General features: G+C 73.7%; 9 protein-coding genes. 7 read left to right on the top strand and 2 right to left on the bottom strand.

Translation table 11 applies throughout. The annotated features are described in order from the left end of the window. Positions 1 to 8: 8 nt before the first annotated feature. The 7 genes from RVR_RS05270 (at position 9) to RVR_RS05240 (ending at position 8,939) form a co-directional block, all read left to right on the top strand. Positions 9 to 1,010: an ABC transporter permease gene (locus tag RVR_RS05270; RefSeq protein WP_237404581.1), complete on the top strand. Its 1,002-nt coding sequence runs from the start codon at positions 9 to 11 to the stop codon at positions 1,008 to 1,010. Then, positions 1,011 to 1,898: a carbohydrate ABC transporter permease gene (locus tag RVR_RS05265; protein ID WP_202232725.1), complete on the top strand. Its 888-nt coding sequence runs from the start codon at positions 1,011 to 1,013 to the stop codon at positions 1,896 to 1,898. A 44-nt stretch (positions 1,899 to 1,942) separates the two neighbouring features. After that, positions 1,943 to 3,187 (top strand): glycosyl hydrolase, encoded by a 1,245-nt coding sequence (locus RVR_RS05260; protein ID WP_202232724.1) that lies wholly within the window; start codon positions 1,943 to 1,945, stop codon positions 3,185 to 3,187. Between the two features lie 61 nt (positions 3,188 to 3,248). Continuing rightward, the gene (locus tag RVR_RS05255) at positions 3,249 to 4,844 is read left to right on the top strand and encodes a glycoside hydrolase family 26 protein (protein WP_202232723.1); all 1,596 of its coding nucleotides are present in this window, start codon (positions 3,249 to 3,251) and stop codon (positions 4,842 to 4,844) included. Between the two features lie 104 nt (positions 4,845 to 4,948). After that, the gene (locus RVR_RS05250; protein WP_202232722.1) at positions 4,949 to 7,117 is read left to right on the top strand and encodes a glycoside hydrolase family 36 protein; all 2,169 of its coding nucleotides are present in this window, start codon (positions 4,949 to 4,951) and stop codon (positions 7,115 to 7,117) included. 195 nt (positions 7,118 to 7,312) lie between these two features. Beyond that, positions 7,313 to 8,359 (top strand): hypothetical protein, encoded by a 1,047-nt coding sequence (locus RVR_RS05245; RefSeq protein WP_202232721.1) that lies wholly within the window; start codon positions 7,313 to 7,315, stop codon positions 8,357 to 8,359. Positions 8,360 to 8,558: 199 nt separating this feature from the next. After that, positions 8,559 to 8,939: a toxin-antitoxin system YwqK family antitoxin gene (locus RVR_RS05240; protein ID WP_202232720.1), complete on the top strand. Its 381-nt coding sequence runs from the start codon at positions 8,559 to 8,561 to the stop codon at positions 8,937 to 8,939. 81 nt (positions 8,940 to 9,020) lie between these two features. On the opposite strand, the gene RVR_RS05235 is transcribed toward RVR_RS05240, so the two are convergent. Together RVR_RS05235 and RVR_RS05230 are read right to left on the bottom strand one after the other, a co-directional pair. After that, positions 9,021 to 12,203, bottom strand: coding sequence for an alpha-mannosidase (locus tag RVR_RS05235; protein WP_202232719.1), 3,183 nt, complete (start codon positions 12,201 to 12,203; stop codon positions 9,021 to 9,023). Between the two features lie 72 nt (positions 12,204 to 12,275). Further along, on the bottom strand, positions 12,276 to 13,178 hold the full coding sequence (locus tag RVR_RS05230) for a carbohydrate ABC transporter permease (protein ID WP_202232718.1): 903 nt from the start codon (positions 13,176 to 13,178) through the stop codon (positions 12,276 to 12,278). Positions 13,179 to 13,228 lie beyond the last annotated feature (50 nt).

Below are 13,228 nucleotides of genomic sequence, written 5' to 3'. Positions count from 1 at the left end.
CGGCCGACGTGACCGTGCACAGCACCGACCGACCGGCCGGCCGCACCACCCGGCCGCAGCGCACCCTCCGGCCGCGGGCCCCGCGCGGCGCCCGACCGCCCACCGCGAAACGACCGCTGTGGGTCCGGATCTGGCGCGAGCGGTGGATGTACGCCCTCTTCCTGCCGGGAGTGGTGTTCTTCGTCGTCTTCGCGTACGTGCCGCTGCTCGGGAACGCCGCCGCCTTCCAGAACTACTCGCCCTTCCTGGGCTTCGGCGGCTCGCCGTGGGTGGGCCTGGCCAACTTCCGGGACCTGTTCTCCGATCCGCAGGCGCTCACCGCGATCCGCAACACCCTGATCATCAGCCTGCTCCAGGTGCTCTTCGCCTTCCCGGCGCCGATCGCCCTCGCCCTGCTGCTCAACAGCCTGATCTCGCCGCGCATCAAGCGGATCGTCCAGTCGATCGTCTACCTGCCGCACTTCATCGGCTGGGTGATCGTGATCTCCATCTGGCAGAACGTCCTCGGCGACACCGGCGGCGTCAACCAGCTCTTCTCGCACATCGGGATGAGCACCGCCCACCTGATGACCGACGCGAGCACCTTCAAGGGCCTGCTCACCGCGCAGGTGGTCTGGAAGGAGACCGGCTGGGGCACCATCATCTTCTTCGCCGCGATCTCCAACATCAGCACCGAGCTGTACGAGGCGGCCGTCGTCGACGGCGCCGGACCCTGGCGCCGCACCTGGCACATCACGCTGCCCGGCATCGCCAACGTGATCGCGCTGCTGCTCATCCTGCGGATGGGCGACGTGCTCACCGTCGGATTCGAGCAGATCATCCTCCAGCAGAACGCGGTGGGCAACGACGCCGCGCAGGTGGTCGACACCTTCGTCTACTACAACGGCGTGCTCGGCGGGAACTGGGGACTGGCCACCGCCGCCGGGATCTTCAAGGGCGTGGTCGGCACCGTCCTGGTCGTCGTCGCCAACAAGACCGCCAAGCGGTTCGGAACGTCAGGGGTGTTCTAGATGAGCAGCAGGGCCGAACTTCCGGCGTGGCGCGAACGACCCACCGCGCTCACGCAGTTGATCAAGGCGGTCGTGATCGCGCTGATCGTCACGGTGATGCTCTACCCGTTCCTGTACGTGGTGACCTCCAGCTTCGCTACCCCCGCCGCCGCCAACTCCGGCGGGCTGCTGCCCACCTCCTTCTCGCTCGACGCCTACCGCAGCATCTTCTCCGGCGACGTGGTCACCCGCGCGCTGCTGGTGTCGGTGGGCATCACGGTGGTCGGCACCGTGCTGTCGGTGCTGTTCACGGTGACCACCGCCTACGGGCTGTCCCGCACCAAGGACGTGCCCGGCTCCAAGGCCGCGCTCTACCTGATCCTGCTCACGATGCTCTTCGGCGCCGGCATCATCCCGCAGTACCTGCTGATCAGGAACCTCGGACTGGTCGACTCCTACTGGTCGTTGATCCTCCCGGGCATGGTCAGCGCGTTCAACCTGGTGGTGGTGCGCAACTTCTTCATGGAGATCCCCGCCGAACTCCTGGAGTCCGCCCGCATCGACGGCGCCGGCGAGCTGCGCATCCTGCTGCGGATCGTGCTGCCGCTGTCCCGGGCGGTGATCGCGGTGATCGCGCTGTTCTACGCCGTCGGCTACTGGAACAACTTCTTCAACGCGATGCTCTACCTCAACGACAGCACCAAGTGGCCGATGCCCCAGGTGCTCAACGAGTACGTCCTCCAGGGCGGCCAGCTCTCCACGGTCACCGACCTGCACCAGGCCGCGCCGCCCTCGCAGACCGTCCAGATGGCCGTGGTGGTCATCGCCACGGTGCCGATCCTCGCCATCTACCCCTTCGCCCAGCGCTACTTCACGAAGGGAGTCCTCACCGGAGCCATCAAGGGCTGACGCCGCCGCGCGCCGCCCGACGCCTGACCGGAAGGAGCCGCACGATGAACGACCGCACCTCCAGCACCCCCACCCCCGACCCCGCCGACCCGCTGCGACCCGCCGACTCCCCGCGCCGGCCGATCAGCCGGCGCGCGGCCCTCGGCCTGGCCGCCGGCGCCGGCCTCGCCGCGACCGGCGCCCTCGCCTCGCCCGCGGCCGCCGCCACCCGCGCCGCCGCCCGTACCGCCGCCCCGCGGACATCCGCCGCGGCCGCCGCGCAGGCAGTGACGCCCGCGCGGACCGGGGTGCCGCACCTCGGCGCCTACCGCTGGGGCTCGCCGACCGGGCCGGCGAACGTCACCGCGTTCTCCCAGTGGGTCGGCGACCCCGCCGTGTGGGGGCTGGACTTCCTGGCCACCGACACCTGGGACAACATCGCCGACCCGAGCTGGCAACTGCCGGCGTGGAACACCTGGGTGTCCGCGCAGGCCGGCCGCAACCTGGTGCTGTCGGTGCCGATGCTCGCCGGCGCCTGGGACCTGAGCGGGCCGGTGAAGGGCACCGCCGCCGGCGTGCCGGTGTCGCTGGCGGCCGGCGCCGCGGGCGACTACGACGGCTACTTCCAGTCGCTCGCCCGGACCCTGGTCGCGAACGGGCTGGGCAGCGCGTGGCTGCGCGTCGGCTGGGAGTTCAACGGCGGCTGGTACGCCTGGCGGGCCTCCTCCGACACCGCGCACTGGCCGATCTTCTTCCAGGCGATCGTCGGCTCCATGCGCGGTGTGGCCGGCGCCGACTTCCGCTTCATATGGAACCCGGCGCTCGGCTACCAGCAGGAGCCGGCCGACCAGCTCTACCCGGGCGACTCCTACGTGGACTTCGTCGGCGTCGACGCCTACGACCAGTCCTGGGCGGCCAACACCTACCCGTGGCCGGCCGGTTCGACCGCCGCGCAGATCGCCGCCGCCCAGCAGACCGCCTGGGACACCGACATCTACGGCGGCGACCACGGCCTCGCCTACTGGAAGACCTTCGCGAGCGACCACGGCAAGTACCTGGTCGTGCCCGAGTGGGGCGTCTGCGACCGCACCGACACCCACGGCGGCATGGACAACCCCGGCTTCGTCCAGAACATGTACGACTTCATGGTGGGCGCGAACGTGCCCTACGCGTCCTACTTCGACGTCAACGCCTCCGACGGCGCCCACCAGCTCTCCCCCGGCGCGGACGGCAGCGGCAACCCGGTCACGACCGAGTTCCCGCAGTCCGCCGCGAAGTTCCTGACCCTCTTCGGCGGTCCCAGTGCCTGACCGCGACGTGTCCCACCGAGAAGCGGCCGCACCCGGGACGGGCCGGGAAGGACGTGGCGCCGTGAACGGGCTCGACCGGCGCGGATTCATCGGGCTGGCGGGGACGACGGCCGGGCTGGCCGCGCTGTCCGGCCTCGCCCCGACCGCCGCCCACGCCGCGTCCGCCGGCTCCCGCGCCGCCGGGCCGGCCGCGAAGGCCGCCCCGCACGGCCTGCCGCCGGCCCGGCGGGGCCTGGGCGTCTACCACTGGGACCGGCAACCCGGCGCGATCAGCGACTTCGCCGAGTGGGTCGACGGGCCGGTCGCCTACGCCGCGGACTTCCTGCTGCGCGACAGCTGGGACTCGCTGGCCGGCGCCGGCCGGCTGTCGTACTGGCAGCACACGCCGTGGGCGCGCCGGATGGTGTGGGCGGCCTACCCCTTCCCCGACGGCCAGGGCGACCTGGCGCAGGCCGCCGCCGGCGCCTACGACACGCACTACGCCGACCTCGCCCGCAACTTCGTCGCCGCCGGCATGGGCGACGCGGTGATCCGCTTCGGCCACGAGTTCAACGGCAACTGGTACCCCTGGTCCCCGCTGAACGACCCGAACGGCGTCGCGGCCGGCGAGACCGACTTCGCGGCGGCCTTCCGGCAGTTCGCCACCGCCGTGCGCGCGGTGCCCGGCGCGCGCTTCCGACTCGTCTGGAACCCCGTCCCCGGCCAGTCCGGGGTGGACCTCGCCCGCTGCTACCCCGGCGACGCCTACGTGGACTACGTCGGCATCGACATCTACGACCAGGACTGGAACGTCTACAGCCCCGGAGTGCCGCCGACCGACGCGCAGCGCGAGCAGGCGTGGCAGGACCTGCTCACCGGCGGCAGTTGGAGCATCGACGCGATCCGGCAGCTCGCCGCCGACCACGGCAAGCGGCTGGCGGTGCCCGAGTGGGGCGTCTGGCAGGACAAGGTCGGGCACGGCGGCGTCGACAACCCGTACTTCGTGCAGCAGATGTTCGACTGGATGAACACCCACGACGTCGCGTGGAACGTGTACTTCAACGTCTACGCCAGCGACGGCAACCACGACCTCTACGACACCTACCTCTTCCCGGCGGCCTCCGCGCGCTTCCAGCGGCTGTGGAACCCCTCCGGCCGGCTGCCCCGCCCCCGGCGGACCGCCTCCGGCACCCTCCACCCCACGGGTGCACCCGGCCCCACCGCCTACCCGCACGGCACCCGCGTGCTCGCCGCGCACACCGGCACCTTCGCGCAGCCCGCCGGCACCAGGGCCCGGCCGTACGGCGACCCCTGGGCGGAGGAGCGGATGGTCGCCTCCCTCATCCGGGCCGGCGCGGCCACCGCCCCCCAGGTGTCCTACCCGGACGCGCCCGCGGCGACCGCGCTCATGGTGCGCTACCAGTGCCCGGTCGACGGCGACCTCTACTTCTCGGTCTACGTCGACGGCGTCAAGGCCGCCGGCCAGGTCCACCTGCCGGCGATCGACCGGACCCTGCCCGCCCGTTACGCGATGGTCACCGTCCCGGTGGACGTCCCGGCCGGCGCCACCGTGACGCTCCAGATCGACGCGGACGACGACCGCAGCGTGTCGGCCGGTGTCTGGGACTACGTCAACGTGGACACGATCGGCTTCGCCACGAAGGGCACCGCCGGCTGAGCCCGCCCCGCCGGCCGTCCCCCGGGGGCACCCGTGGGGCGGCCGGCCCATCGACTCGTCGACCTCCGCGGTCACCACCACCTCCACGATCGGACACCGGAACCGTGCACCTGTTCTCGGTCCCCTGCGGGGACATGACCGCCCGCTACGAGCACGACGCCTCCTCGGGGGCGGTCGGGCTGTCCCTGGTCCCGGCCGCGCTCGACGGCGTGGACCGGCCGGAGGGCGGGGTGGAGCCCCTGGTGCAGTTGTCGGTCGTCGGCGACCGGTCGGTGGACCTGTGGTCCCAGGGCGCGACGCTGCGCAACCGCTCGACGACCCGGGCGCTTGCCCTCAGCGCCCACCGGGTGGAGCGCGGCGAGGACGGGGTGACCATCACCGTGGAACTGCTCGCCCCGGACGGGCTCCGCGCCGACCACGTGCTGCGATGGCGCCGCGGCGAGCCCTGTGTGGAGATCGAGACCAGCGCCACGAACGGCACCGACCGCCCGCTCACCCTCCAACTGCTGGGCAGCTTCTGCCTCGACGGCATCCCCGCCGCCGGCGCCCCCGCGGACACCGTCGTGCACCGGGTGCGCGGCGGTTGGTCCAGCGAGGGCGCGCTCACCAGCCAGGACCTGCACGCACTGGGCCTGGAGGGCTGGCCGCGCGAGGCGCTGCGGGTGGAGCGCTACGGCCAGCTCGGCACCATGCCGGTCCGCGGCCACGCCCCCTGCGTGGTGGTCGAGGACCGCGGCGCCGGCGCGGTGTGGGGCGCCGTGCTGTGCTGGCCCGGGTCATGGCAGATCGAGCTGTACCGGCGCGGCGGCGCCCTGTCGGTGGCCGGCGGGCTCGCCGACGGCGACGCCGGGCACTGGCGCAGGACGCTTGAGCCCGGGGAGACGTTCACCGCGCCGCGCGCCTGGCTCACCACGGACGTTCTCCGCGGGCCCGAGCCCGGCGAGGAGGAGGCGAGCCCGGACCGCGGCGCGGGCGGGGAGCCGCGCGGCGGTCCGGACGCGCTTCACCGGCACGCCGTGGACGGCTGCTTCCGGCGGCTGGTCGCCATGCAGGACGCCCGCGGCCCGCGCGACCGCGCCACCGAGTACGAACTCCCCGCCGTCGTGAACGAGTTCGCCACCACCTGGGGCCGCCCCACCCACGACCGGATGGTCGAGATGGCCGAGCGGCTGGCGGGGACGCCCGTCAAGTACCTGGTGGTCGACGCCGGCTGGTACGCCGGCGGGCACGGCGACTGGGACCGGGTGAAGGCCGACGCCTTCCCCGACGGGCTCGCCGCGACGGCGAAGGCGGTCCACGAGCACGGGATGGTGCTCGGGCTGTGGGTCGAGGCCGAGACCTGTGACGAGCACTCCACCGCGTTCTCGCTCACCGACCACCTGCTGCACCGCGACGGCGTGCCGGTCACCGCCGGCCAGCGCCGCTTCTGGGACCTGCGGCAGCCGCGGACCGCCGCGCTGCTGCTGGACCGGATCGCCTCGCTGGTCACCGACCACGGCATCGGCTACCTCAAGATCGACTACAACGAGCCGCTCGGCGCGGGCTGCGACGGCGCCGAGTCGCCGGGGGAGGGGCTGCGCCGGCAGGTCGCCGCGACGCTCGACTTCTACGCCGCCCTGCGCGCCCGGCTGCCGGACGTGGTGGTCGAGAACTGCGCCTCCGGCGGCCACCGGCTGGAGCCGGCGACCATGTCCGTCAGCGACGTGGCGTCCTTCTCCGACGCGATGGAGGGCGTGCACCTGCCGATCGTCGCCGCCGACACCAACCGGCTGGTGCCCGGGGCCCGTTCGCTGGTGTGGGCGGTGCCGCGGACCGGCGACACGCCGCGCGAGCTGGTCTACAAGCTCGCGTCGGGGCTGCTCGGGCGGTTCTGCCTGTCCGGGGACTTCCTCGAACTCGACGCCGAGCAGTGGCGGTTGACCGCCGAGGCGCTGGACGTCTACGGCCGGGCGCGGTCCGCGCTCGCCTCGGGGGAGTGGCGGCGGTACGGTCCGCCGACCGGCGGCTACCGCCGGCCCACGGGCTGGCAGGGGTTCGTCCGGACCACGGCCGACGGCAGCGCCGCCCTGGTGGTGCTGCACGCCTTCGCGGAGCCCCCGACCACGCCGGTCGCCGTGCCGCTGCCCCCGGGCCCGGCCTTCACCGCCGCCGCGTCGCTGCCGTCGCGGGGAGCGGTGCCGTCCGTCGAGGGGCGGACGCTGCGCTGGCTGCCGCCGGCCGAGTTCTCCGCGACGGCGGTCTGGTTGCGGCGGGCCCCGGTGCCGGCTAGCTGACGCGGCCCGGACCACGGAAACGGCGACGGCGGTGTCCCGGTGGGGCGGTCGGCGTCGTCGGCGGGCCGGGCGGTCGGCGGTGTTTCCGGGGCGGGCGGCCGGGCCGGTCAGGGGGCGGGTGCCGGTGATCGGCGGGGCGGGCGGCCCGCGGGCCGGGCGGCCCGGCGCGGTGCCGGCGGCCGATAGGGTGGCCGGGTGAACTCCGGACAAGCCACCTTCACCAGCGCGGTCACCGACTTCGAAACAGCGGTACGGGCGCGGGACGCCGGGGCCTCGGGCGCCGCGTTCGGCCTGCTCCAGCAGACCTTCCACGACGCCGACGACACCGAACTGGCCGCCGTGGCACCCCGGTTGGCGGAGTTCCTGCCCGAAGTGCCGCTCGGTCCGCGCGCGGTGGTCGCGGTCGTCATCGGCGCGGCGGTGGAGCGCGGCGCCGACCCGGTGGTCTGCGCGCCGACCGTGCTCGCCGGCGTCGGCGAAGCCCTCGCCGGCGCCGAGGAGTTCGCGGCGCGGTGGGCGGCCACCGGCGGCGGCGACCTGCCCGACCCCGAGCGGACCGACCCCGAGGACGCCGTCTTCGACCGGGTCGGCCAGCCCGCCACCGAGGCGTGGTGGACGCTGCCGCAGTGGGAGATGGCCGCGGTCGCGGTGCTCAACCACAAGCCGGTCCGCGTCGCGCTGGCCGACCGCACGGCGCTGATCGACGCCGCCGAGCGGGTCGGCGACGCGACCGGCGGGGGCCTGAAGTACCTGCGCTACATGCTCGCGGTCCTCGACGACGAGCCGCTGGTGGTGCTGCACCGCGGGACCGGCACCGGCTACCGGGTGCGGATCAGCGGCCTCGGCGACAACTTCCAGCTCCACACGCTGCTGGCCGGCGAACTCGTCGGCGGCGGGCACGTCCCCGGCGACGCTCCGGAGGCGGCGGCCGTGGCCGCGTGCCGGTCGGGCGCGAGCGGCGCGCCCGGGACGGAGGGCGCGCTCGACACCACCGGCTCCTTCGACCTGGCGGCAGCCGACGGCACCCGGGTCTGGAACGAGGGCATCCCCGCCGACATCCCCGCCGTGGAGGGCGTCCGCGTCCTCGTCCTCGACCCCCCGTCGTACGCGCGCGCCTGGTCCGCCGGCCGGCTGTTCTCCCACATGCCGGGCGAGCTGGTGCTCGAAGCCGTCCTCCCGGCGGAGGAGGCGGCCGGATGGCTGGCGCGGACCGCCCCGGCGCTGTCGGCCCGAGGCGCCTGAGCGCATCGCGGGGCATCGCGCCCGGGTCGGGGGATTCGGCCGGACCGGCGGTCATCGGGGCGCCTCCGGGGCCGCCATACTGGGGGCCAGGCAGGTCCGGTACGGTCGTCCGCCCGGTGACGGTGGGGCGGGCGGACGCCTCCGCACGGGCGTCGCGGGTGCGGGACGGAAAAAGGGGACTGGGACAGGAGTGAGGCCGGTGCAGCGCATCAACTTCGACGATCCGGACGTCGGCAAGGACGAGGATCTGCGCGTCGTGTATCGGAACGAGCTGTTCACCGGTGAGGTGGAGGAGTTCGCGGGCGACGCCCGGGTCGCGCTGAGCACGTACCGGGACGGTGTGCCCGACGGCCCCACGGTCGAGTGGTACCCGGACGGCACCCTCCGCTCGAAGGGTTCGCTGCGGATGGGCCAGGTGGTCGGGGAGTTCAAGGACTGGCACCCCAACGGCGTGCTCGCCGTGAGCCGGGTCTTCGACGAGCGCACCACCCTGCTGGAGCACTACGAGTGGGACCGCCAGGGTCTGCCCACCCTGACGTGGCGCTTCGCCGACCAGGAGGCGGAGCACTCCGCCTGGTAGCGGCCGCCGCCCCCGCGCGGTCGCGCCGACGGGCGGTGCCGGCCGAGCCGGCCGGCACAGCCCGTACCGGGCACCGCGCGCTCAGGGCCGCCGCGGCACCAGCCGCAGCGTCAGGATCTGGAACGGACGCAGGTCCAGCCGTACCCCGGCACCCTGTGCGGCGCAGCTCCCGTCGTCGGCGACCGGACGCTCCAGCAGGTCGGTGACGACCACCGACGCGACGCCGAACGACGGCGTCAGCGTGGCTCGGACCCGCCGGCCGTGCGCCTCGTACAGCCGCACCAGCACGTCGCCGGAACGGTCGTCGGCGAGCTTGACCGAGGTGACGACGACCCCCTCCTGATCGACCGCCACCAGCGGCGCGACCTCCGCCGTGCCCGGCACGGCGCGCTCCGGGAGGTTCAGCCGGTAGCCCTCGCGGATCGCGTCGGGCACCTCGGCGCCGACCACGAACGCGTACCGCAGCCGGTGCCGGCCCTGGTCCTGCTCGGGATCGGGGAAGCGCGCCGAGCGCAGCAGCGACAGCCGCACCGTGGTGGTGGTGCCGCCGTCCGGCCGCACGTCGCGGGTGATGTCGTGGCCGTAGGTCGAGTCGTTGACCAGGGCGGCGCCCCAGCCGGGTTCGCCGACGTGCAGGAAGCGGTGCGCGCACACCTCGAACTTCGCGGCGTCCCAACTGGTGTTGGCGTGCGTGGGGCGCTCCACGTGGCCGAACGGGATCTCCGCGGTGGAGTGCGCGGCCCGGACGTCCAGCGGGAAGGCCGCCTTGAGCAGCTTCTCCCGCTCGTGCCAGTCGACCACGGTGTCGATCTCCACCTGGTGGGCGCCCTCGCGCAGCGTGAGCGCCTGCTCCACCCGGGAGTCGCCGAACGTGCGGACCACCCGCACCCCGCTGCCCGCGCGGTCGGCGCCGTCGGCCGTGCCGTCGAAGGCGGCGACCTCGTCCGCCCCGGCCAGGTCGCGCACGGTGTTGCGGTAGAAGGCGTCGATGTCCCAGGCGTCCCAGCGGTTCGGGAAGTCCTGGTGGAGCTGGAGCAGGTTCGCGGCCGCACCCGGCGGGAGCGCCTCGCGCCCGGCGGCGAGGTCGTACGCCGACGTGATCAGGCCGCGGCCGTCGACCGTGATCCGCACCAGGCCGTTGTCGAGCACGAAGCCGTCGCCGGACGGCACCGGCCGCACCGTGGCGGCGTCGCCCGCGCGCGGGGCCGCGCCCATCGCGGGCACCCCGCCGCGGGCGTGCGGCGCCGCGTTGAACACCACCCGCGGGCCGCCCGCCGCCCCCGCCCCGCCGCCGGCCAGCGCCCGCTGCGCGGTGTCCACCAGCTCCCGCAGCTCCCGCGTCACCTCGGCATACGTCTGCTCGGCCTCCCGGTGCACCCAGGCGATCGACGTGCCCGGCAGGATGTCGTGGAACTGGTGCAGCAGCACCGTCTTCCACAGCCGGTCCAGCGCGTCGTACGGGTAGGCCGCCCCGGTGCGCAGCGCGGCCGTCGCGGACCACAACTCCGCCTCGACCAAGAGGTGTTCGCTGCGGCGGTTGCCCTGCTTCGTGCGGTGCTGGCTGGTCAGGGTGCCGCGGTGGAACTCCAGGTACAGCTCCCCCACCCACACCGGCGGGTCGGGGTACTCCGCGCGCGCCTTAGGGAAGAACTCCGCCGGCCCCTCCACGCTCACCCGCGGCGAGCCCTCCAGGTCCGCCAGCCGGGCGGCCCGCGCCAGCATCTCCCGGGTGGGGCCGCCCCCGCCGTCGCCGTACCCGAACGGCACCAGCGAGCGGTGGGTGCGCGCCTTGTCTTGGAAGTTGCGCTCCGCGTGCGCGACCTCCGCGCCGGTCAGCCCGCTGTTGTAGGAGTCCACCGGCGGGAAGTGGCTGAAGATCCGGCTGCCGTCGATGCCCTCCCACAGGAAGGTGTGGTGCGGGAAGACGTTCGTGGTGTTCCAGGAGATCTTCTGGGTGAGGAACCAGCGCACCCCGGCCAGCTTCATCAGCTGCGGCAGCGCCGCGTTGTAGCCGAAGGTGTCCGGCAGCCACATGTCCTCGGTCTCGACCCCGAACTCCTCCAGGTAGAACCGCTTGCCGTGCACGAACTGCCGTACCAGCGACTCGCCGCCGGTGATGTTGGTGTCCGGCTCCACCCAGAGGCTGCCGGTCGGCAGGAACTGCCCGGTCGTGGCCTTCTCCTGGGCCCGCGCGTACACCTCCGGCCGGTGCTCCTTCAGCCACGCGAGCTGCTGCGCCTGGCTCATCACGAACCGGAACTCCGGGTGGCCGTCCATCAGTTCGGTGACGTTGGCGACGGTGCGGGCCACCTTCCGCACCGTCTCGCGCAGCGGCCACAGCCACGCGGAGTCGATGTGGGCGTGGCCGACCGCGGAGATCCGGTGCGCGCCCCCCGCGGCGGGCGCGGCGAGGGCGGGGGCCAGCGCGCGGCGCGCGGCGGCCGCGGTGCCGCCCACGTCCTGGAGGTCGACCAGGTCGAGCGCGTCCTCGACCGCCCGCAGGATCTGCCAGCGCCGGGTGGACTGTTCGGGCAGCTCCCGCATCAACTCGCCCAGCACGTCAAGGTCTTGGACCAGCTCGAAGACCACCTCGTCGAAGACCGCGAGGTCCAGCCGCCGCAACCGGTACAGGGGTTCGCCGCGCGGTGGACGCCCGCCGGCCACCGAGTCGTCCCCGCCGTCGCCGTCGCCGTCGCCGTCGCCGTTTCCAATTCCGTGCCCGGCCCCGCCGTCCTGGCCGGCGCCTTCCGCCAGCCAGCCCGCCCGGTCGCCCGCCGCGGTCACGCCGAACGTGAGCTGGTCCGGCCCGGTGTGCATCACCACCGGGTTCGCCGCGGCCTCGACGTAGAACACCACCTCCTCGCCGCCCTCGGCCCTCGCCGCGACCGGCAGGTGGGTGTTGCGCGGGTTGAGCGCCTTCACCGCGGTGCCGTCGGCCCGGTAGGCCAGGCCCTCCGTGGAGAAGCCGGGCTCGGTGGTGCCGAAGCCCAGGTCCACGACCGCCTCCACCGGCAGCCCGGCCCACTCCCGCGGCACCCGCCCGCGCAGCCGGAACCAGCTCGTCGACCAGGCCGGCCCCCACCGGTCGCCGAGCCGCGCCGGACCGTAGGCGGCGGCCAGGGCGTCGGCGACCGGTACCGGTTCGCCCGGCACGTGCCAGACCTCCACGGCGAGCGGCACCGTACGGGCGTGGACGGCGGGGCGCAGCCGCTGGTTCAGCACGCGGTGCAGCCGTTCCTCGGTGCTGGCGGGATCGCTGTGCATGGATGGGGGCCCTCCGTCTCGGTGGGTGGGTGCCCGGCGGGGCCGGGCGGGGGGATGCGGTGCGGCGGGAGGTCAGCCCTTGAGCGCGCCGCCCAGCGCGAAGCCGCCGCCCAGCCGGCGGGCCAGCACCAGGTAGAGCATCACCACGGGGATCGAGTACAGGATCGAGAACGCCGACAACTGCCCGTACTGCGTGTAGTCGTGCGCGCTGAGGAAGTTGAAGACGCTCACCGAGGCGGGCAGCTTCTCCGGCGTCAGCAGCAGGATGAAGGGCACGAAGAAGTTCCCCCACATGCTGATGAAGGTGAAGATCGTCACGACGATCACGCCGGGCCACATCAGCGGCAGCACGATCCGCCACAGCACCTGCATGGAGTTGGCGCCGTCGATCCGGGCCGCCTCCTCCAGCACCACCGGCACGCCGTCCATGAAGTTCTTCATCAGCCAGATCCCGAACGGCAGCGCCGACGCGGCCAGGAAGAGCGTGGTGGCCGGCATCGAGTCGATCAGGTCGACCTGCACGAACATGCTGTAGACCGGGATCATCACCGCGGTGATCGGCAGTCCGGTGCTGAACAGGACGGTGTAGAGGAAGGGCCGGCGCAGCCGGGAGCGGAACCGGGACAGCGGGTAGGCGGCCAGGATCGAGCACACCACGCAGACCAGGGTGCCGCCGCCGCACAGCAGCAGGCCGTTGAGCATCGGGTGGAACGTCGTGTCGTAGGTGAGCACGTGGCGGAAGTTGGCGGTGGTCGGCGACGGCACCGACAGCTTGAAGGAGGCGTGCGCGTTGAACGACGCCAGCACCATCCACACCAGCGGCACCAGGTACAGCACCGAGAACAGCAGCAGGACCACGTTGATCACGCTGCGCCCGGCCCGTGTCCGGCCCCGGCGCGTACGCGCGGCCGGCACCCGTGTCCGTGCCCGCCCGGCGGCCGCCGCCGCGACGGGAACGCTGTCCGTAGCGGCCATCACCCCTCCTCTTCCATCGGTCGGTGTTCCTCCTCGTCTCCTTCGCGGGT

The sequence above is a fragment of the Streptomyces sp. SN-593 genome (assembly GCF_016756395.1).
Lineage (GTDB): Bacteria > Actinomycetota > Actinomycetes > Streptomycetales > Streptomycetaceae > Actinacidiphila > Actinacidiphila reveromycinica.
The sequence above is the reverse complement of the archived record's forward strand: the minus strand, read 5'-3'. Positions and strand labels throughout refer to the sequence as shown.

Coding starts and splice junctions, on each gene's coding strand:
- RVR_RS05265 (WP_202232725.1), top strand. CDS start 1,011: ATGAGCAGCAGGGCCGAACTTCCGGCGTGGCGCGAACGACCCACCGCG.
- RVR_RS05260 (WP_202232724.1), top strand. CDS start 1,943: ATGAACGACCGCACCTCCAGCACCCCCACCCCCGACCCCGCCGACCCG.
- RVR_RS05235 (WP_202232719.1), bottom strand. CDS start 12,203: ATGCACAGCGATCCCGCCAGCACCGAGGAACGGCTGCACCGCGTGCTG.
- RVR_RS05230 (WP_202232718.1), bottom strand. CDS start 13,178: ATGGCCGCTACGGACAGCGTTCCCGTCGCGGCGGCGGCCGCCGGGCGG.